Here is a 24396-nt window from a genome sequence, read left to right on the forward strand (position 1 = left end):
AGCGGAGCTACCAGGGCACTCCGGCAACGCGGCGAGGCGCGGTGCCAGGCCGCGCGACCCGGGCGGGCACAGTGCATGGACCCCTCAGCCCGTACGTGAGCCGCACGTCGCCTCGGACACCGGAGCGGGAGCGGTGGGGCCAGGGTGGCTCGCCTCGCGAGCCGACGCCCGGTCCGCGGCCGGTTTGCGGATCAGGAGCAGGGCCGCGTCGTCGTGCAGCCGGCCGCCCACGTGGGCCAGCAGTTCGTCGTGCAGGGCGTCGAGGGTGCGCCCGGGCTCGTGGGAGACGTGGCGTTCCAGCCCCTCGGCGAGCGGATAGAAGGCCCGTCCGCCGTCGCGGGCCTCGGTGACCCCGTCGGTGTAGAGCAGCAGCTGGTCGCCGTCGGCGAAGGGCAGCTGCTGGAGTCGGGGCGTGTGCCCCGTGAGGGCGCGCAGACCGAGCGGCGGGGCCGGATGCGGCGGCTCCACCACGCTGATGCTCCCTGACGCCCGGACCAGCAGCGGAGGCGCGTGCCCGCAGTTCACGACCTCCAGGTGCCCGTCCCGCGGGTACCCGGCGACCACGGCGGTGACGAAGTCGTCCTGCCCGAGGTTGCGGGCGAGGCTCCGCTCGATCCGGTCGACCACGTCGAGGAGATCGGGCTCGTCGTGGGCGGCTTCCCGGAAGACACCGAGCACCAGTGCCGCCGTCCCCACGGCGGGCAGCCCCTTGCCGCGCACGTCGCCGACGATCAGCCGGACCCCGTGCGGGGTGGATATCAGCGCGTAGAGGTCCCCGCCGATCCGGGCCTCGGCTGCCGCGGCGCTGTAGCGGACGGCCGCCTGAAACGGTCCCACGGTCGCCGGTACGGGCCTGAGCAGAGCGTGCTGGGCGGTCTCAGCGACCGAGCGGACAGCGGCGAGCACCCGTTCCCGCCGCCCGCGCAGGACGCTGGCCAGGCCACTGGCGAGGGTGACCGTCACCAGGGCCGCCAGCACGGCGGTCAGCTCCCCGCCCGGCATACCGTCCCGGACCCCGAGCACGGCGCCGAGCACCGCGGTGAGGAACCCGACCCAGAAGACACCGCGCGGCCCGTTGGTGGTGGCCGCGAGGGCGGGACCGGCCACGAGCAGGGGCAGCCAGATCATCCCGGCTCCGTCGGCGAGGCCGCCGAGCACGACGACGCAGACGACCAGGACGGGCAGGACGGGCGTACCGGCGGCCAGCTGTGCGAGGGCGCGCCTGCGGGCCGCCGTCCCGGCACCGGCGACTCGGCTGCCGGACGGCCGTACGGGCCGGTGGTCGCCACCAAGGTCTCGCGCATGGCTCATGTTCTTATCGAGCTCCTCACCTGTGAGCGGGGGCGCGAGGCTCGGGGCGCGCCCAGGAAATGTCCGTTTCATCCAGAGAACGGGGTGATCCGGGCGCGGGCAAGGAGAGGATTTTCAGATAGTGAGCGAGAGGCCCCTCGTCACGCGGCTGGCGGTCGGGAGCAGCCGCTCCTTGATCTCCGGCAGCCGGGAGAGCCGGTTCGCCGGCAGGGAGACACCGAGGGACCCGAGCGTGTTCCCGCTGTAGACCGGCACGGCGACGCAGACCGTGCCGAGGGCGTACTCCTCGAGGTCCGTGACGGCCGGGGCCAGGGGCGAGGTCTCCAGCCGCCGGAGCAGCTCCGGCAGGCTGGTGATCGTACGGGGGGTGAGGTCGGCCAGGTGGTGGCGGGAGAGGTACTCCTGGCGGGCCTCCTCGTCCATTTCCCGCAGTACGGACTTGCCCAGCGCGGTGGCGTGCCCGGCGTCCTCGAAGCCCACCCAGAGATCCACGCGGGGCGTTCCGGGGCCGTCGACGATCTCGGCGACCCGGATCTCGCCCTCCTCGTAGAAGGTGAGGTAGGCGGCGGTCGCCAGCTCGTCCCGGAGTGCGGCGAGGGTGGGCCGGACACGGCTGAGCAGCGCCTGCGCACGGCCCGTGGACCGCAGCATCTGCAGCTTGTCGCCGAGGACGAACCCGCCGTCGTCCAGCTTCCGCACGTACCCGTCGTGCAGCAGGGTCCGCAGCAGGTGATAGGCGGTGGCAAGGGGCAGGCCGGTCTCCCGTGCCAGCTGCTTGGCCGGCGCGCCGTTCTCGTGCGCGCTCACCGCCTCCAGCAGGCGCATGGCCCGCTGGACGGAGTTGATGAGCGTGGGGCCGTCTCGCGCACCCATACGAACAGCGTGCGCCGACGGTGCAGCGCGGGCAAGGTGGGGCCGGGGCGCCGCCCCCGGTGTGCCGCTCGGCATCGGTCCCGTAGGGCGGTACGTCGCCTCGGCGAAGTCCGCGTGGTGACCGCCGCCGGTGCGGCCCCAGGCTGCCCACAGGCCGACGAACGCGCCGGTGCAGCCGAGGGAGCGGATTCGCCCGTCCTCGATGTGCTCGGCGCGCTCGGCGGACGGGACCGTGGCGTCCGGGCCGGGACCGAGCGGCTGCCGTCCCCGGCCCGCGTCGCACCAAAGCGCGGCCCGGCTCAGACGAGGTGGAACAGGCGTCCCCGTGGGCCCGGCCGGGCGCCCAACACCGCCGGAGTCCGGGCATCCGGTCAGGGTCGAGCAGGCGCGTGTCGTCGAGGGCGCCGCTGAGGGGACGCCCGTGCACCGCGTCCGCGGAGTGGTGGTGCAGGCGCACACCCGGGCACCACCCGAACGTCGACGTCGCCAGGCAGGAGTCCGGCCCGACCCGCAGGACGGACGGGTCCGGGTGCGAGCCGGGAAGGACGGGGTTGCGGATGACGCCGGCCGGCCGGATGCCCAGGTGAGTCCCCTCGTGGCGCCCGCTCCGGCGCGCGCCGGGTGATCACCGCAGGCCCGTGATGCCGCATACGTTCGCAGGCGATGCCCGACCGGCCGTAAGCGGCAGAGAGGGGCGAAACGCCGCCGTGGTCCTTCTCGGCTCTCCCCGAACCGGACACCATGCGATGTCATGGACATCTTGCTCGTCGCCAGCGCGTTCAACAGCCTGTCCCAGCGCGTGTACGCCGAACTGTCGGACCAGGGGCACCGTGTGGACGTCGTCCTCGCCTCGCACGGCGCCGACGCGGTCCGGGCCGCCGTGCGCGAGGTCCGCCCGGAGCTGATCATCGCCCCGATGCTCAAGTCGGCCCTGCCGGAGGACATCTGGCAGGAACACACCTGCCTGATCGTGCACCCGGGACCGCCCGGCGACCGGGGCCCGTCGTCGCTGGACTGGGCGATCGCCGACGAGACACCCGAGTGGGGGGTGACGGTGCTCCAGGCCGGGGCGGCGATGGACGCGGGCGACATCTGGGCGGACGAATCCTTCCCGGTGCCGCCGGCCGGCAAGAGCGACGTGTACCGCAACGAGGTGTCTGACGCCGCCACGGCCGCCGTGCTGCTGGCCGTGGGGCGCTTCGCCGACGGGGCGTTCAAGCCGCGGCCGCAGAGCGATCCGGGGATCCGGGTGGTGTGGCGGGACTTCTTCCGCCAGGAGCAGCGGCGCATCGACTGGGAGAACGACAGCACCGAAACGGTACTGCGCAAGCTCCGTGGGGCCGACTCCCAGCCGGGCGTCGTGGACGAGCTGTGCGGCCGGGAGGTGTTCCTGCACGGCGGCCATCCCGAGGACCGGCTGCGCGGACGGCCCGGGGAACTGCTCGCGACCCGGTCCGGAGCGCTCTGCCGGGCGACCCGGGACGGCGCCGTGTGGATCCCGGAACTGCGTCCCCGCAAGAGCACCGGCGACCCGGCGCCGTTCCGCCGCCCGGCTGCCTCGGTGCTCGCCGGCTTCCCGGCGCCGCCCGAAGCCGGGCCGGGCATGCCGGGTGCGAGCGACCGCCCGTACTGGCTGCCGGAGATCGCCGCCCGGCTCGAACTGCCACCGGAGCGCACCACCTGGGCCGACATCCGCTACCGGCAGCAGGGAACCGTCGGCTTCCTGTCCTTCTCCTTCCCCGGCGGGGCGATGAGCACCGTCCACTGCCGCAGGCTGCTGGCCGCGTACCGGTACGCCCTCACCCGCCCCACCTCGGTGCTGGTGGTCGGCGGCACCCGCGACTTCTTCTCCAACGGCATCCACCTCAACGTCATCGAGGCGTCGAGCGACCCGGCGGGCGAGTCCTGGTCCAACCTCAACGCCCTGAACGACCTGGTCGAGGCCATGCTGCGCACCACCGACCGTCTGGTGGTCGCGGCCCTCGGCGGCAACGCGGCCGCCGGCGGCCTCATGCTGGCCCTGGCCGCCGACGAGGTCTGGTGCCGCACGGGCAGCGTCCTCAACCCGCACTACCGGAACATGGGCCTGTACGGCTCGGAGTACTGGACGTACTCGCTGCCGCGCCGCGTGGGAGCGGACACGGCCGAACGGCTGACCAGCGAGGCGCGACCGGTGAGCGCGGCGACCGCCGAGCGGATCGGGCTGGTGGATCGTGTGGTGCCGGTTCCTGCCCAGGGGTTCGCCGCGGAGGTCGAGCGCCTGGCTGCCGAGGTGGCCGGCGACCCGGACATCGCGCGCCGTATCACCGCCAAGGCCACGGCACGTCACGCCGACGAGCTTCAGCGGCCCCTCGCCGAATACCGGCGGACCGAACTCGCCCGCATGCGCGCCATCTTCTTCGATCCGCACGCCTCGTACCACGCGCTGCGGTCCGCCTTCGTGCGCAAGGTCCCGAGCGGCTCGGCCCGTCCCCTGGCCGAGGGAGACGCGCGATGAGCGCGCGGCTTCTCGTGGCGGGCGTCGGCAACATCTTCCTCGCGGACGACGCCTTCGGCCCCGAGGTGATCCGCGCACTGGACCGTCACCCGCTCCCGCCCGAGGTACGGGTGAAGGACTTCGGCATCCGGGGCATGGACCTCGCCTACGAGCTGCTCGACGGCTACGAGACGGCCGTCCTGGTCGACGCGGCCGTACGGGGGCACGAGCCGGGCACCCTGTCGCTGATCGAGCCTGATCCGCCCGGCGGCTCCACGGCGGACGCCCCTCCCGAGGCGCACGGCATGGACCCGGCGAAGGTCCTCGCCCTGGCCGCCCACCTGGGTGATGACCCGCTCCCCCGCGTCCTCGTCCTGGCCTGCGAGCCAGAGCTGCGGGCACCCGCCGACGAGGACATCGCGCCGGGCATCAGCGCGACGGTGCGCGAGGCGGTCGGGCGGGCCGTCGCGGCACTGCACACCGTGGTCCCGGTGCTGCTCGCCGACCCCGCGGCCACTCCGCCGTTGAGCCGCCCGGAGGAATCACCCGCCCTGTCGTCGGCCGGGCTGCCGGGCACGGTGAACGGCGGCGCGGAGGATCGGTAGCGGAACGATTTCCCTACCGACCGCGAGGGGCTGCTCGCATGTGCGATTCCGTGGACGAGGTCACTCAGGCCGTCCTGGCGAAGAACGACGGTCTGGCCGCGGGCCTGCGCGAGGAACTGGCACGGCGTGGGGTGAGCGTGGTCAACCTGCTGTCCAGTCCGGGCAGCGGCAAGACGGAACTGCTCGGACGCGTCCTCGCCAGGGCGGTGGAGCGGGGCCTCGAGGTGGCCGCGCTCACCGCCGACCTGGCGACCGAGAACGACGCCCACCGGCTCGCCCGCTCGGGAGCCCCGGTGAAGCAGCTGCTGACCGACGGGCTGTGCCACCTGGAGGCACGGCAGCTGCGCGGCCATGTGGAGAGCTGGCTGCCCGAGGACACCTCCCTGCTGTTCGTGGAAAACGTCGGCAACCTGGTCTGCCCGGCGTCCTACGACCTCGGTGAGCGCCTGCGGATCGTGCTCATGGCTGTGACGGAGGGCGAGGACAAGCCGCTGAAGTACCCGACGGCCTTCGGGTCCGCCCATCTGGTGGTGCTGACCAAGACCGACCTGGCCGGGCCCGCCGGGTTCGACGAGACCGCCTTCGACGCCCACGTCCAGCGGGTCAACCCCGGGGTGGAGGTGCTGCGGTCCTGCGCCCGCACCGGCGCCGGCGTCGACGCTCTGCTGGAGCGGGTGCTCGCCGTTCGGGACGGAGCCCCGGTGCACCGGCCTCCGCTGGCGCCCCGCCCGCACACCCACATCCCTGAGGGCGCCGAAGCCGGCCTCGTCTCGTGACGGCGCCCGCCACTCAGGCGGTGCGCCGCCGCGTCACCGTGCGCGGCACCGTGCAGGGCGTGGGCTTCCGCCCCTTCGTGCACCGCCTTGCCACCGATCTCGCCCTCGCGGGCTTCGTGAGCAACACGGCGAACGGTGTCCTCATCGAGGTGGAGGGCCCGCCGGAGGGCGTCGCCCACTTCTGCGACCGGCTGGCGACCGAGCCTCCGCCGCTGGCCACCGTCACCGGCGTCGGAGTCGAGGACCTGCCCGTCACCGGTGCCGACGACGTCTTCCGCATCCGTTCCACCGACCGTTCCCCCGGCCGCACCCTCCTCCCACCCGACACGGCGACCTGCGCCGACTGCCTGCGGGAGATGACCGATCCGGCCGACCGCCGGCACCGGCACCCGTTCGTCACGTGCACCCACTGCGGGCCCCGCTTCACCATCGCCACGGGCATGCCGTACGACCGGGCGGTGACGACGATGGCCGGCTTCCCGATGTGCGCCGACTGCGCCCGGGAGTACGGCGATCCCCTCGACCGGCGCTTCCACGCCCAGCCCGTGGCCTGCCCCCGCTGCGGCCCGCGGCTGCGCCTGCTGCCGGCCCCGGGGAGCGACGTCCGCCCGGCGCGGGACGCCGGCGCCCTCGCGGCGGCGCGGGCGCTGCTGGCCGCGGGGCGGATCGTCGCCGTCAAGGGCCTCGGCGGCTACCACCTGGCGTGCGACGCCACCGACGCGCGGGCCGTCGACACCCTGCGCACGCGCAAGGCCCGCGGCGGCAAACCGTTCGCGGTGATGTGCGCGGGCCTCGACACCGTACGGCGGATCGCGGAGCTGTCCGCGCCCGAACAGGCCGCCCTCGCCGGCCCCCGGCGCCCCATCGTCCTGCTTCGCCGGCGTACCGAGGAGACGGGCCTCGCACCCGGCGTCTGCCCCGGCAGCCCGCACCTCGGCGTGCTGCTCCCCTACACCCCCGTGCACACGCTGCTGTTCGGCCTGCCCGGCGATCCGCCCGGCCCGCGCGTGCTGGTCATGACCAGCGGCAACCGCTCCGGGGAACCCATCGTCACGGACGACGACGAGGCACTGACCCGCCTGGCCGGTCTCGCCGACGCCTGGCTCACCCACGACCGGCTCATCGCCTCGCCCTGCGACGACTCCCTGCTGCGGGTGCGCCCCGACGGCACCGAGCAGGTGCTGCGCCGCTCCCGGGGGTACGTGCCCCGCCCACTGCGCCTGCCGGTCCCGGTCCGGCCCGCGCTCGCCGTGGGCGGCGACCTGAAGAACGCCCTGTGTCTCGGCGAGGGCGACCAGGCCTGGTTCGGGCCGCACATCGGCGACATGGGCGATCTGACCACTCTGGAGGCGGCCCGGCGGGCGGAGGCGCAGATGCGGTGCCTGACCGGCGTCAGCCCCGAACTCGTCGCCGCCGACGGGCACCCGGGGTACCACTCGGCGCGATGGGCCGCCCGGCTGGCCGGGCACGCCCCCGCGCTCGTCCAGCACCACCACGCGCACCTCGCCTCGGCGATGGCCGAACACGGCCTGGACGGCACCACCCCCGTGATCGGGGTCGCCTTCGACGGCACGGGTTACGGCGACGACGGCACGGTCTGGGGTGGCGAGGTCCTGCTCGCCGACTACACCGGCTTCCGGCGCTACGCCCACCTCGCCCCCGCCCCGCTGCCCGGCGGCGACGCGGGCGTGGCCAACCCGTGCCGCCTGGCGCTGGCCCGGCTGTGGGCGGCGGGCCTGCCGTGGGACGCGGACCTGCCTTGTGTGGCCGCCTGCGCGCCGGAGGAACTGTCCGTGCTGGACAGGCAGTTGTCGAGCGGGCTGGCCTGTGTGGCGACGTCCAGCATGGGCCGCCTCTTCGACGCCGTGTCATCCCTGGCCGGCGTGTGCCATCGCGCGGGCTACGAGGCCCAGGCCGCCCTGGAACTGGAGGCGGCGGCCGCTTCGGCCTGGGACGCCGAGACGTCGGCGTACGCCTTCGCCGGTGATCTCGACCCGGCACCCGTGCTCAGGGCACTGGTCGCCGATCTGCGGCGGGGCACTCCTGCCCCCGTGCTCGCCGCCCGCTTCCACCGCGCGGTGGCGCGGGCCGTCGCGGAGATCTGCCGGCGGGCCCGTCAGGACACCGGCCTGGCCAGCGTCGCCCTCAGCGGCGGGGTCTTCGCCAACGCGCTGCTGGAGGAGGAGTGCGTGCGGCTGCTGGCCGGGGCCGGCTTCGCCGTGCTCCGCCACGGCGAAGTCCCGCCGAACGACGGTGGGTTGGCCCTCGGCCAGCTGGTGGTCGCGGCGCACCTACGACAGGAGGAGTGACCCATGTGTTTGGCAGTGCCCGGCAAGGTCGTGGCCATCGACGACAGCGCGGATCCGCTCACCGGGCTGATCGACTTCGGCGGTGTGCAGAAACAGGCGTGCCTGGAGTACGTGTCCGATGTGCGGGTGGGTGAGTACGTCATCGTGCACGTCGGCTTCGCGCTGCAGCGCCTCGACGAGGAGTCGGCCCTGGCCTCGCTGAAGCTGTTCGAGGAACTGGGGCTGCTGGAGGAGGAGTTCGGCGACGCCTGGGAGCAGGCGGCGAAGGAGGCGGGAACGGCGTGAAGTACATCGACGAGTTCAACGACCCCGATCTGGCCCGGCGGCTGCTGGACGAGATCCGTGCCACCGCGACCCGGCCCTGGGCGTTGATGGAGGTGTGCGGCGGCCAGACCCACTCGATCATCCGGCACGGTATCGACCAACTTCTGCCCGAACAAGTGGAGTTGATCCACGGCCCCGGCTGCCCCGTCTGTGTCACGCCGCTGGAGGTGATCGACAAGGCGCTGGAGATCGCCGCACGACCCGGGGTGATCTTCTGCTCCTTCGGCGACATGCTGCGCGTGCCGGGCACCGACCGCGACCTGTTCCGGGTCAAGAGCGAGGGCGGCGACGTCCGCGTGGTCTACTCCCCCCTCGACGCCCTGGAGCTGGCCCGCCGCCACCCCGACCGGGAGGTGGTGTTCTTCGCGATCGGCTTCGAGACCACGGCCCCGGCCAACGCGATGGCCGTGCACCAGGCGAGGCGCCTGGGGCTGACCAACTTCAGCCTGCTGGTGTCGCATGTGCGGGTGCCCCCGGCCATCGAGGCGATCATGACGGCGCCCGAGTGCCGGGTGCAGGGCTTTCTGGCCGCCGGGCACGTGTGCAGCGTGATGGGCATGGCGGAGTACCCGGAGCTGGCCGAGCGGTTCGCCGTGCCGATGGTGGTGACCGGGTTCGAGCCGCTGGACATCCTGGAGGGCATCCGCCGGGCGGTCCGCCAGCTGGAGCGGGGCGAGCACCGGGTGGAGAACGCCTACCCGCGTGCCGTGCGCGAGGACGGCAATCCGGCCGCGGTGCGCATGATCGAGGAGGTGTTCGAGGTCACCGACCGGTCCTGGCGCGGCATCGGGCGGATCCCGGCCAGCGGCTGGAAACTGACCGACGCCTTCCGCGCGTATGACGCCGAGCACCGCTTCGACGTCAGCGGGATCCGTACCGAGGAGCCCGCCGAGTGCCGCAGCGGCGAGGTGCTCCAGGGGCTGATCAAGCCGACCGAGTGCGCCGCGTTCGGCACCACCTGCACCCCGCGCACCCCGCTCGGCGCCACCATGGTCTCCAGCGAGGGCGCCTGCGCGGCCTACTACCTGTACCGCCGTATGAACGCCCCGGCGCCGCAGACCGGCGGGGCCGCACAGGAGGAGGTGGCTCCCGTTGCCTGAGCGACTCGATGTGGTCGACCCGGCCGACTGGACCTGCCCCGCCCCGCTGCGCGACCAGGGCGTCGTGGTGATGGGCCACGGCGGAGGTGGAGCCCTGTCGGCCGAGCTGATGGAGCAGATCTTCACCCCCGCCTACGGCAACGCCACCCTGGCCTCTCTCGCCGACTCGGCCGTCCTCGAACTGGGCGGCGCGCGGCTCGCCTTCTCCACCGACTCCTACGTCGTCCGGCCGCTGTTCTTCCCCGGCGGCAGCCTGGGCGACCTCGCGGTCAACGGCACGGTCAACGACCTGGCGATGAGCGGTGCGCGGCCCGCGTACCTCTCCGCCGCCTTCGTGCTGGAGGAAGGCGTCGAGCTGACGGTCGTCGACCGGATCGCACGCGCGATGGGTGCGGCGGCCGAGGCCGCGCGGGTGGCGATCGCCACGGGCGACACCAAGGTCGTGGAGTCCGGTCACGGTGACGGCGTCTACGTCACCACCGCCGGCGTGGGTCTCGTGCCCGACGGCGTGGACATCCGGCCCCAGCGTGCGCGGCCCGGTGACGCGGTCATCGTCAGCGGGCCGATCGGGCTGCACGGGGTGGCAATCATGAGTGTCCGGGAGGGGCTGGAGTTCGGGGTGGAGGTCGCCAGCGACACCGCGCCGCTGGCGGATCTGGTGGCGGCGATGCTGGCCGTCACTGAGGACATCCATGTGCTGCGCGATCCAACCCGGGGCGGCCTGGCGGCGTCCCTCAACGAGATCGCCCGCGCGTCCGGGACCGGGGTCCGGTTGCGGGAACGGGCCGTTCCGGTGCCGGACGCGGTGGCGAACGCCTGCGGCTTCCTGGGCCTCGATCCCCTCTACGTCGCGAACGAGGGCCGACTGGTCGCCTTCGTGCCGCCGTCGGAGGCGGAGGAGGTGCTCGCCGCGATGCGCGCCCACCCGCAGGGCGCCGGGGCCGCGCTGATCGGCGAGTGCGTCGCCGAGCACCCGGGGATGGTGGTGGTCGCCACCGGTCTCGGGGGGACCCGCGTGGTGGATCTGCCGATCGGGGAGCAGTTGCCGCGCATCTGCTGACCGGCGCACAAGGGCCCCGCCGACGTATCGGCGGGGCCCTTCGCTATGCCGTGGCCGGTGACGGCTCGATCCCGGTGATCTCCAGCTCCCGGCCGCTGCGCAGGTCGTGGGAGGGCTGGTCGCAGCGCGGGCACCAGAAGAACGGGGGCATGCCCACCGGGAACTCCTCGGCGCACGAGCCGCACCAGGCCTGCGCGGGGACCTGTTCGACCACGAGCCGGGCCCCGGCGAGGGCCGTGCCGTCGCGGGCCACCTCGAAGGCGAAACCGAGGGCGTCGGGGACGACCCCCGCCAGTTCGCCGACCCGGACGGTCACCGCCGAGACGGCGTCCGTCCCGTCCGCCCGGGCCAGCTCGTCGGCCCGTTCGATGATCGCGGTCGCGATCGACAGTTCGTGCACGGCCGGCTCACGGGTAGCGGTGGCCGGCGCGGAAACCTCCGGCCATCCGCCAGATCCGCGCCTCCCGCCTCAGGCTGGGAAACTCCCAGCACAGGAATGCCAGGACCACACCGCCCACCAGGGCGGCCTCGGCCTTCAGCACCCGCTGTCCGCTCATCCCGCCGCGTCTGCGCGCGAGGGGTCTGTGTGCTCGTCGGACCTTCATGGCGGCGGCTTTCTGCTCTCTCATCACGGCCCTCATCCCGGCGAGATGTTCGGCATGGTCTCCGCGAGGGTGTCATGCCGCTTCCAGTGGATCCCCGTGGAGCGGCGCGCGTCGGCGGTGCCGTCCTCGTGGTGACCGATCTGCTCCTCGCACCGGCCCCTGTTGCCCTGGTGCATGCCGGTGACGTGCCCGGGCGTGTCGGGCCTGGCCTGGGCTCTGCCCACTCTGATGCTGCCCATGGGTGCTCTCCTTCCTCGCCTCCGACCTGCGGAGTGCGTACTCATGGCCGCTCGGTGAGGTCCTCGAAGAACCGCTCGACGGCCGGCCAGATCCGGCCTCCGCCGGACAGGCCGCGCCACTCCCGGCGTACGACGGCGACCATCCGGTAGCAGTCGTCGATCGGCACGATCCAGTGGTGGTCGAGGCCGTGGACGGTGTTCACCAGCAGCGCCTCCACGTCGGGTTCCACGCCGGCGAGCTGCGGACACGTGCCGGACAGTTCCTGCCAGGCCGCCGCGTCCACCTCCCACCGCATGGCTCCCGCGGGGCTCGGACCCTGCGCGGTGACGGTGCCGTCCGCCCGGGGCACGAAGAAGACCAGGCCGACGGGGACACCCAGCACGGCCGTGTCGACGCGCGGCAACCGGATCCGGCGCCGGGGAACGAGCCGGTACCGGCCGTCCCCGGCCCCGGACTCGGCGAACAGCACCGAGCAGGGGCGGCAGGCGCAGCGCACGTCCTCCTGCCCGGTGTCGTAGAGGTGGGCGTGCTCCTCGGCGACCGGCGCGGCGCACAGGTCGCACACTTCCGTCCGGGCCGCCTCCGTACGGTCGGCCGCGGAACGGATGAGGCGGGCCAGCGCCCCGTCGGTGGTCGTGGTCACGGTGCGCCTCGGCGCGTCAGCGTCGTCAGGGGCACGAACGCGGGTGCCGGCGTGCTCGGCACGGGCTCCACCGCCGTCAGTTCGGGGGCGACGGCGAGCACCGCCTCCCGGACCGCGTCGGTGACCTCGGAGCCCCCGCTGCCGCAGCCGGAGCCGCAGCCGCCCGTGGTCAGGCGCACCCGGGCGACCTGACCCTCGGTACCCGCCCACTCCACGTCTCCGCCGCGTTCCTGCACGGCCGGCCGCAGCCGTTCGACCGCGCGGGCCGCCCGGCGTTCGGCGGGCTCGGGGTGGATGTCGTGCAGCACCAGCAGGTGCGCCAGCAGTTCGTCGTCGGCCAGGCGCTCCGCCAGTCGCTCGTCCGCCTCGTCCAGGACGCGGGCCAGGGCCTCGCCGTAGACCTCGATCAGCAGCCGGACCGCCTCCGTGGCGGGGCCGGGCAGGGGTTCGAGACCTTCCAGCACCTCGTCGAGCCGGGCGAGCCGGGCCTCGACGTCCGGGTCGGCCAGGCGTGCGGTGGCGGCCTCAGCCATGGTTCGCCCCGTAGGTCGGCGAGTGCAGCGTGGTGAGCGTCTTGCCCTTGCCGACGTACATGTGCACACCGCACGGCAGGCAGGGGTCGAAGCTGCGCACCGTGCGCATGATGTCGACGCCCTTGAAGTCGTCCGGCCCGTTCTCCTCGAAGATGGGCTGGCCCTGGACGGCGTCCTCGTACGGGCCGGGGGTGCCGTACATGTCGCGGGGGCTGGCGTTCCACGGGGTGGGCGGGTAGGGGTGGTAGTTGGCGATCTTCTTGTCCTTGATCACCAGGTGGTGGGAGAGGACGCCGCGCACCGCCTCGTGGAAGCCACAGCCGATCGCCTCGTCGGGCACCTCGTAGTTCTCGAACACCTTGGTCTCGCCCGCGCGGACCATCCCCATGGCCTCTTCGAGGAACTGCAGGGCCATGGCGGCCGCGTAGGCGATGAAGTAGGGCCGGGCGCGGTCGCGTTCGATGGTGTTGCTCCACCGCGGGATGCGCCATTCCAGGGTGGTCTCCGGCAGCGACTCGCCCTTGGGCAGGGAGATGCGCACGCTGTGTCCGGTGGCCTTGACGTACGGGGTGTCGACCAGTCCGCTCAGCGCCGTCGACCACAGGCGGGCCAGCGGGCCGCCGCCGGTGTCGAGGGCGAGGTGGTCGCCGGTGCGCTGGTCGAACCAGCGGGGGCTCATCACCCAGCTGTACTTGTCGTCGAAGTTGCGCTTCTGCGGGACCGGGACGGTCGTCTGGTTCCACGGGTGGCGCATGTCGACGGGGTTGCCGAGCGGGTCGTGGGTGACGAAGGGCGACTCGTTCACCCAGTCCTCGTAGTACGAGCTGCCGAGCATGATGCGCAGGCCGAGGTTGATGTCGACGAGGTTGTTGGTGACCAGTTCGCCGTCGACGATGATGCCGGGGGTGACGTACATGTCCCTGCCCCAGGAGTTCATCGTCTCGTAGCGGTAGTCGACCGTCTTCGGGTCCTGGAAGGCGCCCCAGCAGCCCAGCAGGACGCGGCGCCGGCCGACCTCCTCGTATCCGGGCAGCGCCTCGTAGAAGAAGTCGAAGACGTCGTCGTTCATGGCGACGGCCTTCTTCACGAAGTCGATGACCTTCATGAGCCGACTGAGGTAGTCGGTGAAGACGCTCGGCTGCGGCATCGTGCCGACGCCGCCCGGGTACAGCGTGGACGGGTGGACGTGCCGCCCCTCCATGAGGCAGAACATCTCGCGGGTGATCCGGCTGACCTTCAGGGCCTCCCTGTAGACCTCGCCCTCGAAGGGGTTGAAGGCCTTCATGATGTCGGCGATCGTGCGGTAGCCGTGGATGTCGCCGCGGGGTGCCTCGGTGCGTTCGGCGCGGGCGAGCACGCTGGGATTGGTGGCCTTGACCATCGCCTCGCAGAAGTCCACGAACACCAGGTTGTCCTGGAAGATCGTGTGGTCGAACATGTACTCGGCCGCTTCACCGAGGTTGACGATGTAGTCGGCCAGCGGGGGCGGTTTGACGCCGTAGGCCATCTGCTGGGCGTAGTCGGAGCAGGTGGTGTGGTTGTCGCCGCAGATGCCGCAGATCCGGGACGTGATGAAGCCCGCGTCGCGCGGGTCCTTGCCCTTCATGAACACCGAGTAGCCGCGGAACAGCGACGAGGTGCTGTGGCATTCGACGACTTCACGGTTGGCGAAGTCGATCTTCGTGTAGATGCCCAGGTTCCCGATGATCCGGGTGATCGGATCCCAGGACATGTCCACGAGCTCTGGTGGCTTGCGCTCGGTGGGCCGGGCCTCGGTGGTGGTCATCTGCGGTACTGCCCCTCGCTGTCGGTGGTGTGGGGGTGGGTGGTGGAACGCGGGCCGTCCGGCATCAGGGCCGCCAGCGCGGGTCGTAACCGCTGGTCAGCTTGCGCTTGTTGTGGCGCCACCTGGGCTCGTGGTTGACCAGCTCGTTGGTCATGCCGCGCAGCCGGCGGACGACGGACCCGTACGGCTTGATGGCCAGGGACGACAGGGTGCTGCCCGGGGGCTCGTCCATGAACGGCATGAACGCGTCGGGGAAGCCGGGCATCGTGCAGCCGATGCAGATGCCGCCGACGTTGGGGCAGCCGCCGAGGCCGCCCATCCAGCCGCGCTTGGGCACGTTGCAGTTGACGACCGGACCCCAGCAGCCCGTCTTGACCAGGCACTTGGGTGAGTTGTAGTCCTTGGCGAAGTTGGCCTGCTCGTAGTACGAGCCGCGGTCGCAGCCCTCGTGGACCGTCTTCCCGAACAGCCACTGGGGGCGCAGCATGTGATCCAGCGGCGGCGGGGGTGCGGAGCCGGCCGCGTGGTAGAGGACCCAGATCAGGGTCTCCATGAAGTTCTCGGGCTGGATCGGGCAGCCCGGCACGTTGACGATCGGCAGGCCGGCCTGGGAGGTGTAGTCCCAGCCCAGGTAGTCGGCCAGGCCCATGCAGCCGGTGGGGTTGCCGGCCATGGCGTGGATGCCGCCGAAGGTGGCGCAGGTACCGGCGGCGACCACCGCCCAGGCCTTGGGGGCCAGTTGGTCGATCCACCAGTTGAGGGTCTGCGGCTCGCCGGTCTCCGGGTCGTTGCCGAAGGACGTCCAGTAGCCGTCGCCCTCGATGATGTTCTGGTTGGGGATCGAGCCCTCGATGACGAGGATGAACGGGCCCAGCTCGCCGCGTACGGCCGCCCGGTAGGGGGCGAGGAAGTCCTCGCCGCCCAGGCTCGGCGAGAGCACCTTGTTGACGAGGTTCACCTTGGGCAGGCCCGGGATCAGTCCGAGCACCAGGTCCTCGATGGAGGGCTGGTCGGCGGCGGTGAGGGAGACGGTGTCGCCGTCGCAGCTCATGCCTTCGGAGATCCAGAGGATGTGGATCTCGTCGATGCCCCGCCGTTCCTCGGACCGGTCGGGTTCCTTGCTGACTTCGGTGGTGCTGCTGTGCGTTGTCATGTCACTCGGCCTCCGCTGCGGGGGTCTCGGAGTCGGTCGTGTGCCGCGAGGGGGGCGCGGCGGGAGCCGGTGCCGACGGCTCGTCCGGGGATCCGGCGGGTTCGAGGGGTTCGAGCTCGTCGGGCCGGAAGTAGTGGAAGCGGCCGTACCAGGTGTGCAGTTCGGCCGCGGGGTCGTCGTCGAGGGTGACGGCGAGGTGCACGCTGCCGTCGACGTCGTGGAAGACGGCGGCGACCTCGGCGGTCCGGCCGGCCAGGAACATGTCCTGGGCGTCGGCGCCGCGTCCTCGGGGACGGAGCCGTACGCGGCTGCCGCTGCCGAGGGGGACGCCGTCGACGAGCACCGTGTCGGTGGTCGGGGAGAGACCGTCGTCGGCGCCCTCCTGCCACCAGGCGGGGCGGTCGGCGGGCGTGGGAGTCACGGGGGAGGCCGGGGTCAGGGAGCGGACCGCGCCGTGCAGCCGTTCGAAGACCTCCTGCGGCATGGTGTCGACGCGGTCGAGGATCGCAGCCGCCCGCGGGTCGGTGGCCCGCGCCTCGCGCTTCTCCTCGTCGGTCAGCAGCATGGTGCGCAGCGTGAGGATCTCGTCGATCTCGGCGGCGTCGTGCAGGTCGCCCGGGCTCTCGGGGGCCACCTGCGGGTGGTCGGGCAGGATGATCGGCGCGGACAGCAGGACGTGTCCGGCGTCCTCGGCCGCACCGCCGAGGACGGGGAAGGTGAACTCGTTCCGGCACGCGCGTGCGGGTGCTTCCAGTGCCGCCGGCGGATCGATCAGGGACACGAATTCCACGCCGTCGCCGCCGATGAGGGTGTGGGTGGCGATGAGAGCCCGGCGCAAGGCCTCGTCACGCGGCGCCCGTGGTTCGGGTGCGGGCGCGGTGTTCGTGGTCCGTACACGCAGGCGGCAGAGGTCGTCGGAGAGCCGTTCGGCGCTGACGGTGGTCTCGGCCCGTACCTCCTCGCGGGACCGCACCACCCGCCCGGCGGCTTTGGGCAGGGGCTCGACGTCCGCACCGGCCGGGGCGCCCACCGCGACGGTGTGTCCGCCCCGCGGGAGCTCGTCGAGCGGGACCTCGATGTCGGCTTCACGTGGTACGGCCTCGTCGAAGGTCAGATGCATCGCGCCGTCGTCGGTGCGCAGCGACTCGACGGGGTGGTGTGCGGTGTCCTGCACCTGCTTGCGCTGCATCTGGAGGTAACGGACCCGCACGCGGACGGAGACGCCGGCGGGCCGTCGGATCCGCAGCAGGCACTCGGTCTGCTGGTACCAGGAGTCGGCGGAGCCGGAGACACCGGGGACGACGGGGCCGTCCGCCTCGGCCCAGCCCCGGGGGAACAGCACTCCGAACTGCCAGCGGACGCGGTTCTTGGCCGAGGAGCGGCGGTAGGGGTAGAGCAGGTAGCCCTCGTAGAGGACGGCGTCGGCGACGGTGCTGAGCTGCTCGAAGACGCCCGGGGACCCATCCGTGGCAGCGTTCTTCGTGCCGCCCCCGGCCAGTGCCTCCGCCATCGCGCCTCCTCGTCGGGTGCGCACACGGTTGCGGTGTGCACACGCATCCCTTCCACCACGGTCACACCGCTCATCCACCCTCGCCTCCTCCGGCGCAGCGGCACTGGGCCGTTCGGGTCGACGGCGTGGGAGCTGCTTCGCGGCGGGTGGGATGCGGACATGACGACGGCCCGTCCGCGGTGGGCACGACGGGCCGGTGTCGGGCTCTCGGGAGCCGGGGGCATCACCGCTTTCCGCGGGACAACCGCCTGGCCGGCAGGGGGATGATCACCGCGGCGGCCACGCCGTGGGACACGGCCAGGACGATCCGGGTGGAGGTGGCCGTGTGCGGGGCGACGGCCGGGCCGGCGAGGGACAGGACGGTGAGCGCGACGGTCGTGACCGTGAAGGCGCGGGTGGGCCGGCCGGCCCAGCGGGTGAGCGCGACCGCCAGGACGATCCCGGCGATCGACCAGAACACCACCCCGCCGAAGAAGCCGCCGACCGGGAGCTCCGCAGCCTCCTCGGCCCCGGGCCCGGCCGCTTCCATGGGGACGCCCGCCGCCCGGGTGACGAGCGCGAACGCCTCCGTCACGACGGCACCGGCGAGAGCCGCCAGAATGCCGACCAGCCATACAGGGCGTGCGGCAAGAAGGCCGGTGGTGCTGCCGGACCCGGTCCGCGCGACGTGGGTCCCGGGCGTCATCGCACTCATGTCACCGTCTCCTGTGGGGTGTTGGGGCTCGCTGTGCCTTCCGGAGAGGTAGAAGTGCTGGCACGGCGGAACTCGTCGGTGGCCGGGGAGGATTCTCCGCAGGCCCGGCGGTTCGTCCGGATGGCACACGTCACTCGCACGAACCGGCGCGTCGCGGGAAGGCGTCACATCATGGACCAGCCGAAGAACCTCCCCCGCCCCACCACCAGCCCCGCCGTCACGACCCTGGCCGACCCGCTGGTCAACAAGGGCACCGCCTTCAGCCGTCGCGAGCGCGACGAGCTCGGCCTCGACGGCCTGCTGCCACCCGCCGTGGAGACCCTCGACGAGCAGGTCGCCCGCGCCTACGAGGCGTTCCACGGCTACGACAAGCCCCTCAACCGGCACATCTACCTGCGGCAGTTGCAGGACACCAACGAGGTGCTCTTCTACCGCCTGGTCACCGAGTACCTGGAGGAGCTGCTGCCCGTCGTCTACACCCCGACGGTGGGTGAGGCCTGTCAGCGGTTCAGCGAGATCTACCGGCGGCCGCGCGGCCTGTTCCTCACCTGGGAGGACCGGCACCGCTTCCGTGACATCCTGCGCAACCGCCCGCACCACGACCAGGACGTGGACGTCATCGTCGTCACCGACGGGCAGCGCATCCTCGGCCTGGGCGACCAGGGCGTCGGCGGCATGGGCATCCCGATCGGCAAGCTCAGCCTCTACACGGCGATCGGCGGCATCCACCCCGCCCGCACCCTGCCGATCCTGCTGGACGTCGGCACGGACAACGAGGACCTGCTGGACAACCCCCGCTACCTGGGCCGGCGCGAGCGCAGGCTGACCGGTGCCGAGTACGACGAGATGATCGAGTCGTTCGTGTCGGCGGTGGAGGCGGAGCTGCCCGGAACGCTGCTGCAGTGGGAGGACTTCGCCACCGCCCATGCCTACCCGATCCTGGAGCACTACCGGGACCGGCTGCTCACGTTCAACGACGACATCCAGGGCACCGCGGCCGTCACCCTCGGAGCCCTGTCCACCGCGGCGAACGTGGCCGGCACGCCCCTGCCCGACCAGCGGGTGGTGGTCCTGGGCGCGGGGTCCGCCGCGATCGGTGTCGCCGACATGATCCGCACGGCGATGATCGACGAGGGTCTGCCGGAGGACGAGGCCGCGGCACGGTTCTGGGTCCTCGACGTCGACGGCCTGCTGGTCACCTCGCGTTCCGAACTGACGCCGCAGCAGCGCAGGTTCGCGCGCGACGACAGCGAGGTGGCCGGCTGGGACGGCACCGGGCTCGCCGAAGTGGTGCGCCGTGTCGAGCCGACGGCGCTCATCGGTCTGTCCACGGCCCACGGTGCGTTCACCGAGGAGATCGTGCGGCAGATGGCCTCCACCTGCGAGCGGCCCGTGATCTTCCCGCTCTCCAACCCCACCTCCCACTCCGAGGCCGAGCCCGCCGACCTCACCCGCTGGACCGGCGGCCGGGCGCTGATCGCCACCGGCTCGCCCTTCCCGCCGCTGACGGTGGACGGGCGCGAGGTGCCCGTGGCGCAGTCGAACAACGTGTACGTCTTCCCGGCCATGGGGCTCGCGGTGACCGCGAGCCGGGCCACGCGTGTCACCGACCGCATGCTCGTCGCCGCCGCCCGGGCCGTCGCCGAGTGCGCGGTGCGGGCGGCGGACGGCGACGCCGGCCCCGTGCCGCTGCTGCCGCCCCTGGCCGGCATGCGGGACTCCGCCCGCGAGATCGCCTTGGCCGCGGCTCTCGCCGCCGTCGAGGACGGGGTGGCCCCGCAGGCGACGGAGGAGGCGCTGCGCGAGGCGATCGCACAGGCGCAGTGGACTCCCCGCTACGCGGACTGAGCGCCGGGTGCGCGCACCGCGGGGGGCGTGCGGTCTGAGGGCCCGCGGGGGCGCCGGCCGCCCGTAGCTCGTGGGTCGTTCCGCTTCGGCCACTCCCCGTCGCGGGTGGACGCGAGGGTGCGCGGTGCCGTCGCCGTGAGCACGTCGGGCATGCCCCGCGAACAGCCCGGCGGTCTCGTCCGAGCCGGGTGGACAGGTGGGGCCAGACCCTGCGTGCCCCCACGCGGCCGCTACCGGCCTTCGGGGGAATTCCGGGCCGGGTCCGCGGTGCGACGGCCGGCGGGTGGTACGGGCATGAGATGTCCACGCCTCCCGATCAGCCCGCCTCGTCACCGCCCCTCCTGAACGAGGCGGAAGAGCGGGTGCCGAAAGTGCTGCGGACCGCCGCCGCTTACGCGTGGCGGCTCATCGCGGTCGGCATCGTCGTCCGGGTCGCCTTCTCCGTGCTGGGGCAGTTCCACCGGATCGCTGTCGCCGTCTTCCTCGGCCTGGTCATCACGGCGGTGCTGCGCCCCGTGGCGGGCCTCCTCGCCCGGTTCATGCCCAGGCCCCTCGCCGTCGCCGCCGCGCTCATCGGCGGCATCGTCCTCGTCCTCGGGGCGCTGGCGCTGGTGGGCGAGACGGTGACGGAGCAGCGCAGCGGGCTGGAGAGGGAGTTCGTGGCGGGCATCGACCGGATCGAGCGCCGACTGGAGGAGCCGCCCTTCCGGCTTCCCGCGAACGTGTTCGACGATCTTCAGTCGCGGATCGGCAAGCTCCTCTCGGAGCACCGCTCCACCCTCATCAGTACGGCGCTCAGTGGCGCGAGCCGGCTCGTCGAGGTGCTGACCGTGCTGGCCCTCGCCCTGTTCTGCGCGGTCTTCTTCACCCACTCCGGCGAGCGGCAGTGGCAGTGGCTGTGCGACCAGTTCCCCGAGGGGGCGCGCCAGCGTTTCACGATCGGGGCCGGGGCCGCCTGGCGGACCTTCACCGGTTACACGCACGGCATCCTGCTGGTCGCGGCGACCAACGCGGTTCTCGTGGGCATCGCCCTGTTCGCTCTCGGGGTGCCGCTGGCCGTGCCGTTGGCGCTGTTGGAGTTCATGGCGGCGTTCATCCCGTTGATCGGCTCGCCCATCGCCCTGGCGGTCGCGGCGGTCGTCGCCCTCGCGTCGAAGGGAGCACTCACCGCTGCGGTGGTCGTCGCCCTGATCGTGGTCATCGGCCAGATCGAGGGCCACCTGCTGCACCCCATCGTGATGAGCTGGGCCGTCCGGCTGCATCCGGTGGTGGTCGCGCTGGCGGTCGTCGGCGGAGCGGTGGCTGCGGGGGTGATCGGGGCGGTGGTGGCCGTACCGCTGGTGGCCGTGGTGTGGTCGGTGTATCAGGCGTTGCGGGGCGTGCGGGTGACACGCACGTGAGGGGTGAGCGGGCAGACGTGCGTCGCCGCTGCCGGAGGGGCTCCGGCCGTGGTGCGCGCCACGGCCGGAGCCCTCACCGGCGCCGAGTCAGCCGATGCGGTCGGTCCAGCCGACCGCGAGGTACGTCGTGCGCACCCGGGGGTTGTCGCCGAGGTCGCTGCTTTGTTCCAGTACGCGGCTGGTCTTGGGGTCGATGAAGTAGTACGGGCCGTCGACGAAGGCGACAGAAGGGGCAGGCGACTTGAAGCCGGCCTTGCCCCGAGTCTGCACCGCGCGGCGGAGGTTGATCACCGTGCTGCCCACCGACCGGAGCCGCGCGGCGCGCAGCCGAGGCTCGCGTTGCGGGCCCGGTGCAGTCGGGTTCGGGCCGTCGCGGCGGGTATGCCGACCACGGCCGCGGCCTCGCTCGGCGTCAGCTGCTCCCAAGCGACCAGGAGCAGTAACTCTCTTTCTTCGGCGGGGAGTTCGGCGAGAGTCGCACGCAGCCGCAGGGCAATGGCGGCGGCGACGAGTCGGTCGTCCACCGCTTCCCGGTTGAGCCGTTCCGCACCGTGCCCCGTCCGGTCCGCGTGACGGTCAGGCGGGGTCGGCAGGTGATGACGACCGGGTGCTCCGCAGCGAGTCGAGAACCCGCGGCGAGGCCTGCAGTGCCGTGCGCTGCATCAGGTCCACGACACCACGGGTGCCTGCCATCTCCGATCCGCCGCCGGCCCGGCCGGGGCCCCCGTGCTTCAGGGCGGGAAGCGGCGATCCGTGGCCGGTGGTCTGCGCCATGTTCGTCGAGTCCAGCAGGTGCAGTCGCCCGTGCCAGGGGGCCGCGTCTTGGACGAATGCGGTCGTCCAGGCGAGGTCGTCGCCGACGACTGAGGCCGCGAGGCTGCCTCGGCCGCGCGCCACCAGATTCGTCGCGTGGGCCGTGTCGCGGTACGCCAGCACGGTCGCGGCCGGTCCGAACGGCTCCACCTCGTGAGGTGCGGCGGCGTCCGGGTCGGCGGAGACGAGAAGGGTGTCGAGGAACGCCCCCCGATCGGGGTCGGCGTCGATCACGCGCGCCTTCTCGGGGTCGCCGTGCACGAAGCGTCCGGACTCGGCGATCTTCCGTGCCGCCTGCCGTACGTCGTCGCGCTGGGCGAGGCTGACGACCGGGCCCATCCGCACGTCCTCCGCGGCGGGGTTCCCGATGGTGACCCCGGCGAGCTCGGCGGCGATCGCGTCGAGCGCTGCGGTCTCGCGCTCGCGCGGGACGAGGACGCGGCGGATCGCGGTGCACTTCTGGCCCGCCTTGACGGTCATCTCGGTCACCACCTCGCGCACGAACGCCCCGAACAGCGGGGAACCCGGGGTGACGTCCGGGGCCAGCACGATGGCGTTGACGGAGTCGGCCTCGGCGTTGAAGCGGACGGAACGGGCCACCAGGTTGGGGTGGGTGCGCAACGTCCGGGCGGTGGCGGCGGAGCCGGTGAAGGAGAGGACGTCCTGCTCGCCGAGGAGGCCGAGGGCCGGGCGCACCGAACCGGCGACCATCTGCAGGGCGCCGGGCGGCAGCACGCCGGCGTCGGTGACGATGCGGACCAGGTGCTCGGTGAGGTACGCGGTCGGGGTGGCCGGCTTCACCACGCTGGGCATGCCCGCCAGCACGGCCTGGGCGAGCTTCTCCAGCGGTGCCCACACCGGGAAGTTGAAGGCGTTCACCTGGAGCATCAGGCCCGGGGAGGGGCTGACGAGGTGGACCCCCAGGAAGTCCTCGCCCCGGGCGAGGCGTTCGGCGGGGCCTTCCACCAGGTGGGGCGCGTCCGGCAGCTCGGTGCGGGCGCGGGCCGCGTAGTCGCGCAGGACGCGGATGCCGCCGTCGACGTCGTAGCGGGCGTCGTTGAGGGTGGCGCCGGCGAGGGTCGAGAGGGCGTACAGCTCTTCACGGCGGGCGCGGACGGCCGCGGCGAGTGCGTCGAGGAGGTCGGCCCGTCCATGGAAGCTCAGCGCGCGCAGCGCGGTGCCGCCGGCATGGCGGGCGTGGTCGAAGGCGCCCGCGAGGTCGAGGCCTTGGGAGGAGACGCGGCACACCGTCTCGCCGGTGACGGCGTCGTGTACGTCGACCGCCGTCGCGTCGGCGGCAGACGGCGCGACCCAGGTGTCCTGCAAGTAGCTTTCGAGCAGCATGGGATACGGCCCGCTTTCTTTCGGAGGGGTCGGGGGGACGCGAAGTCGGGCTACGGGACCGGGTGGTGACCCCAGATGTCGGCCGTGTACGTACGGCTGACCCAGGTGCTCTCGTCGACCTGCACGCCGCCCGCGCCGATCTCGATGCCGAAGCCGGCGGGCGACTTCATGTAGAACGAGAACATCCCGTCGTTGGCGTGCTTGCCGAGCGTGGCCATGAGTTCGACGTCGTGTTCGCGCGTGCGGTCGAGGGCGCGGCCGACCTCCTCCGGGGTGGTCACCTCGCACAGGATGTGGTGGGTGCCCTCGTTCTTGTACGAGCGGATGAAGGCGACGCTGTGGTGCCTCGGGTTGCAGCCGAGGAAGTAGAACGTGCCCCAGGGATAGTCGGCGGTGTCGCTGAGCCGGAAGCCCAGGATGTCGCAGTAGAAGTCGACGGCCTCCTGGACGTGTGGCGTCTTCATCACGACGTGCCCGAGCCCCTGCTCTCCGGTCACGAAGTCGACGCCCAGCGGTGACACGAACTGGCTGGGGGCCAGGCGGCGGCCGCAGAACAGCTCGGTGCGGATGCCGAGCGGGCCGCCGAAGTGCACCATGCGGGTCACCTGGCGGTCCCGGCACTCCTCCTCGGTGCCCGCCGTGACGTCGACGCCGGCCTCCTTGAGCCGCACCGTCATCGCGTCGATCGCCGCCCCGTCGCGGACCTCCCAGCCGATGACCGTCACACCACCGGTCTCCGCCTCCGTCAGCCACATGCGGAACGGGTGCTGGTCCATCCGCAGGCGATAGCGCACGGGCCCTTCGCCCGGGGCGCAGCCGCTGTCGGACGCGGCCCCGGGTTCGACCGCGAGGCCGATCACCGTGCGGGCGTACTCCGCCCACGCCGTCGGATCGGGCGCGCCGATCCCTACGTAACCAAGGCTCTGGATCGTCATGCCGAGGACGATATTTGTTAGACCCTTGACGGTCAAGGCTCTGACGAATACCTTGCCG

General features: G+C 72.6%; 24 protein-coding genes and 1 pseudogene. 9 read left to right on the plus strand and 16 right to left on the minus strand.

Annotated features, from left to right (window positions below; translation table 11 throughout):
* Positions 1-84: 84 nt before the first annotated feature.
* The 3 genes and pseudogenes from ACWD1U_RS35425 to ACWD1U_RS35435 all read right to left on the minus strand — a co-directional run.
* The gene (locus ACWD1U_RS35425; RefSeq protein WP_451113475.1) at positions 85-1311 is read right to left on the minus strand and encodes a PP2C family protein-serine/threonine phosphatase; all 1227 of its coding nucleotides are present in this window, start codon (positions 1309-1311) and stop codon (positions 85-87) included.
* A gap of 114 nt (positions 1312-1425) precedes the next feature.
* Entirely contained in the window at positions 1426-2184 is a 759-nt protein-coding gene (locus tag ACWD1U_RS35430; RefSeq protein ID WP_451113476.1) for an IclR family transcriptional regulator, read from the minus strand.
* A 397-nt stretch (positions 2185-2581) separates the two neighbouring features.
* A pseudogene (locus tag ACWD1U_RS35435) lies at positions 2582-2767 on the minus strand (family 43 glycosylhydrolase); the annotation flags it as partial.
* 168 nt (positions 2768-2935) lie between these two features.
* Here ACWD1U_RS35435 and ACWD1U_RS35440 point away from each other — a divergent pair.
* From ACWD1U_RS35440 to hypE, 7 genes are all read left to right on the plus strand, one after another.
* Positions 2936-4681 (plus strand): enoyl-CoA hydratase-related protein, encoded by a 1746-nt coding sequence (locus ACWD1U_RS35440; RefSeq protein ID WP_451113477.1) that lies wholly within the window; start codon positions 2936-2938, stop codon positions 4679-4681.
* Entirely contained in the window at positions 4678-5265 is a 588-nt protein-coding gene (locus ACWD1U_RS35445) for a hydrogenase maturation protease (protein ID WP_451113478.1), read from the plus strand. Before ACWD1U_RS35440 ends, ACWD1U_RS35445 begins: the two co-directional genes overlap by 4 nt.
* A 38-nt stretch (positions 5266-5303) precedes the next feature.
* On the plus strand, positions 5304-6041 hold the full coding sequence (hypB, locus tag ACWD1U_RS35450; protein ID WP_451113479.1) for a hydrogenase nickel incorporation protein HypB: 738 nt from the start codon (positions 5304-5306) through the stop codon (positions 6039-6041).
* The gene (gene hypF, locus ACWD1U_RS35455) at positions 6038-8350 is read left to right on the plus strand and encodes a carbamoyltransferase HypF (protein WP_451113480.1); all 2313 of its coding nucleotides are present in this window, start codon (positions 6038-6040) and stop codon (positions 8348-8350) included. The genes hypB and hypF overlap by 4 nt, the downstream gene beginning before the upstream one ends.
* Positions 8351-8353: 3 nt before the next feature.
* Entirely contained in the window at positions 8354-8635 is a 282-nt protein-coding gene (locus tag ACWD1U_RS35460) for a HypC/HybG/HupF family hydrogenase formation chaperone (RefSeq protein WP_184595505.1), read from the plus strand.
* A complete protein-coding gene (hypD, locus tag ACWD1U_RS35465) occupies positions 8632-9774 on the plus strand; it encodes a hydrogenase formation protein HypD (RefSeq protein WP_451113481.1) in 1143 nt (380 codons plus the stop codon). Before ACWD1U_RS35460 ends, hypD begins: the two co-directional genes overlap by 4 nt.
* A 70-nt stretch (positions 9775-9844) precedes the next feature.
* Entirely contained in the window at positions 9845-10834 is a 990-nt protein-coding gene (hypE, locus tag ACWD1U_RS35470; protein ID WP_451113534.1) for a hydrogenase expression/formation protein HypE, read from the plus strand.
* 43 nt (positions 10835-10877) lie between these two features.
* Here hypE and hypA read toward each other — a convergent pair whose 3' ends face one another.
* From hypA to ACWD1U_RS35515, 9 genes are all read right to left on the minus strand, one after another.
* The gene (hypA, locus tag ACWD1U_RS35475) at positions 10878-11234 is read right to left on the minus strand and encodes a hydrogenase maturation nickel metallochaperone HypA (protein WP_451113482.1); all 357 of its coding nucleotides are present in this window, start codon (positions 11232-11234) and stop codon (positions 10878-10880) included.
* 7 nt (positions 11235-11241) lie between these two features.
* Positions 11242-11391, minus strand: coding sequence for a hypothetical protein (locus tag ACWD1U_RS35480; RefSeq protein WP_451113483.1), 150 nt, complete (start codon positions 11389-11391; stop codon positions 11242-11244).
* Positions 11392-11471: 80 nt separating this feature from the next.
* On the minus strand, positions 11472-11678 hold the full coding sequence (locus ACWD1U_RS35485; protein ID WP_451113484.1) for a hypothetical protein: 207 nt from the start codon (positions 11676-11678) through the stop codon (positions 11472-11474).
* Positions 11679-11719: 41 nt separating this feature from the next.
* The gene (locus tag ACWD1U_RS35490) at positions 11720-12322 is read right to left on the minus strand and encodes a DUF5947 family protein (protein WP_451113485.1); all 603 of its coding nucleotides are present in this window, start codon (positions 12320-12322) and stop codon (positions 11720-11722) included.
* Positions 12319-12855: a NifU family protein gene (locus ACWD1U_RS35495; protein WP_451113486.1), complete on the minus strand. Its 537-nt coding sequence runs from the start codon at positions 12853-12855 to the stop codon at positions 12319-12321. Before ACWD1U_RS35495 ends, ACWD1U_RS35490 begins: the two co-directional genes overlap by 4 nt.
* Positions 12848-14641 carry a nickel-dependent hydrogenase large subunit gene (locus ACWD1U_RS35500; protein WP_451113487.1) on the minus strand — a complete coding sequence of 598 codons (1794 nt, stop codon included), beginning with the start codon at positions 14639-14641 and terminating at the stop codon, positions 12848-12850. Before ACWD1U_RS35500 ends, ACWD1U_RS35495 begins: the two co-directional genes overlap by 8 nt.
* Positions 14642-14705: 64 nt before the next feature.
* Positions 14706-15794 carry an NADH-quinone oxidoreductase subunit B family protein gene (locus ACWD1U_RS35505; RefSeq protein ID WP_451113488.1) on the minus strand — a complete coding sequence of 363 codons (1089 nt, stop codon included), beginning with the start codon at positions 15792-15794 and terminating at the stop codon, positions 14706-14708.
* Position 15795: 1 nt separating this feature from the next.
* Positions 15796-17304, minus strand: coding sequence for a hypothetical protein (locus ACWD1U_RS35510; RefSeq protein ID WP_451113489.1), 1509 nt, complete (start codon positions 17302-17304; stop codon positions 15796-15798).
* A 223-nt stretch (positions 17305-17527) separates the two neighbouring features.
* Positions 17528-17998, minus strand: a complete 471-nt coding sequence (locus tag ACWD1U_RS35515; RefSeq protein ID WP_451113490.1) for a DUF6069 family protein — start codon at positions 17996-17998, stop codon at positions 17528-17530.
* Positions 17999-18169: 171 nt separating this feature from the next.
* Here ACWD1U_RS35515 and ACWD1U_RS35520 point away from each other — a divergent pair, with 171 nt between their 5' ends.
* Together ACWD1U_RS35520 and ACWD1U_RS35525 are read left to right on the plus strand one after the other, a co-directional pair.
* A complete protein-coding gene (locus ACWD1U_RS35520; protein ID WP_451113491.1) occupies positions 18170-19846 on the plus strand; it encodes an NAD-dependent malic enzyme in 1677 nt (558 codons plus the stop codon).
* Between the two features lie 299 nt (positions 19847-20145).
* On the plus strand, positions 20146-21246 hold the full coding sequence (locus ACWD1U_RS35525; protein ID WP_451113492.1) for an AI-2E family transporter: 1101 nt from the start codon (positions 20146-20148) through the stop codon (positions 21244-21246).
* An 87-nt stretch (positions 21247-21333) separates the two neighbouring features.
* On the opposite strand, the gene ACWD1U_RS35530 is transcribed toward ACWD1U_RS35525, so the two are convergent.
* The 4 genes from ACWD1U_RS35530 to ACWD1U_RS35545 are packed head-to-tail and all read right to left on the minus strand — an operon-like array spanning position 21334 to position 24338.
* Positions 21334-21516 (minus strand): hypothetical protein, encoded by a 183-nt coding sequence (locus tag ACWD1U_RS35530; RefSeq protein WP_451113493.1) that lies wholly within the window; start codon positions 21514-21516, stop codon positions 21334-21336.
* A gap of 17 nt (positions 21517-21533) precedes the next feature.
* Positions 21534-21770 (minus strand): RNA polymerase sigma factor, encoded by a 237-nt coding sequence (locus ACWD1U_RS35535; RefSeq protein ID WP_451113494.1) that lies wholly within the window; start codon positions 21768-21770, stop codon positions 21534-21536.
* A gap of 52 nt (positions 21771-21822) precedes the next feature.
* On the minus strand, positions 21823-23403 hold the full coding sequence (gene paaZ, locus ACWD1U_RS35540; RefSeq protein ID WP_451113495.1) for a phenylacetic acid degradation bifunctional protein PaaZ: 1581 nt from the start codon (positions 23401-23403) through the stop codon (positions 21823-21825).
* Positions 23404-23453: 50 nt separating this feature from the next.
* On the minus strand, positions 23454-24338 hold the full coding sequence (locus ACWD1U_RS35545) for a VOC family protein (RefSeq protein WP_451113496.1): 885 nt from the start codon (positions 24336-24338) through the stop codon (positions 23454-23456).
* Between the last annotated feature and the right edge of the window lie 58 nt (positions 24339-24396).

The organism is Streptomyces sp. NPDC002788 (genome assembly GCF_053592115.1).

Excerpts from the sequence above, each read along its gene's own strand:
- ACWD1U_RS35425 (WP_451113475.1), bottom strand. The coding sequence starts at position 1,311 with ATGAGCCATGCGCGAGACCTTGGTGGCGACCACCGGCCCGTACGGCCG.
- ACWD1U_RS35430 (WP_451113476.1), bottom strand. The coding sequence starts at position 2,184 with ATGGGTGCGCGAGACGGCCCCACGCTCATCAACTCCGTCCAGCGGGCC.
- ACWD1U_RS35440 (WP_451113477.1), top strand. The coding sequence starts at position 2,936 with ATGGACATCTTGCTCGTCGCCAGCGCGTTCAACAGCCTGTCCCAGCGC.
- ACWD1U_RS35445 (WP_451113478.1), top strand. The coding sequence starts at position 4,678 with ATGAGCGCGCGGCTTCTCGTGGCGGGCGTCGGCAACATCTTCCTCGCG.
- hypB (WP_451113479.1), top strand. The coding sequence starts at position 5,304 with ATGTGCGATTCCGTGGACGAGGTCACTCAGGCCGTCCTGGCGAAGAAC.
- ACWD1U_RS35460 (WP_184595505.1), top strand. The coding sequence starts at position 8,354 with ATGTGTTTGGCAGTGCCCGGCAAGGTCGTGGCCATCGACGACAGCGCG.
- hypE (WP_451113534.1), top strand. The coding sequence starts at position 9,845 with ATGGGCCACGGCGGAGGTGGAGCCCTGTCGGCCGAGCTGATGGAGCAG.
- ACWD1U_RS35480 (WP_451113483.1), bottom strand. The coding sequence starts at position 11,391 with ATGAGCGGACAGCGGGTGCTGAAGGCCGAGGCCGCCCTGGTGGGCGGT.
- ACWD1U_RS35485 (WP_451113484.1), bottom strand. The coding sequence starts at position 11,678 with ATGGGCAGCATCAGAGTGGGCAGAGCCCAGGCCAGGCCCGACACGCCC.
- ACWD1U_RS35495 (WP_451113486.1), bottom strand. The coding sequence starts at position 12,855 with ATGGCTGAGGCCGCCACCGCACGCCTGGCCGACCCGGACGTCGAGGCC.
- ACWD1U_RS35500 (WP_451113487.1), bottom strand. The coding sequence starts at position 14,641 with ATGACCACCACCGAGGCCCGGCCCACCGAGCGCAAGCCACCAGAGCTC.
- ACWD1U_RS35505 (WP_451113488.1), bottom strand. The coding sequence starts at position 15,794 with ATGACAACGCACAGCAGCACCACCGAAGTCAGCAAGGAACCCGACCGG.
- ACWD1U_RS35510 (WP_451113489.1), bottom strand. The coding sequence starts at position 17,304 with ATGGCGGAGGCACTGGCCGGGGGCGGCACGAAGAACGCTGCCACGGAT.
- ACWD1U_RS35515 (WP_451113490.1), bottom strand. The coding sequence starts at position 17,998 with ATGAGTGCGATGACGCCCGGGACCCACGTCGCGCGGACCGGGTCCGGC.
- ACWD1U_RS35520 (WP_451113491.1), top strand. The coding sequence starts at position 18,170 with ATGGACCAGCCGAAGAACCTCCCCCGCCCCACCACCAGCCCCGCCGTC.
- ACWD1U_RS35525 (WP_451113492.1), top strand. The coding sequence starts at position 20,146 with ATGTCCACGCCTCCCGATCAGCCCGCCTCGTCACCGCCCCTCCTGAAC.
- paaZ (WP_451113495.1), bottom strand. The coding sequence starts at position 23,403 with ATGCTGCTCGAAAGCTACTTGCAGGACACCTGGGTCGCGCCGTCTGCC.
- ACWD1U_RS35545 (WP_451113496.1), bottom strand. The coding sequence starts at position 24,338 with ATGACGATCCAGAGCCTTGGTTACGTAGGGATCGGCGCGCCCGATCCG.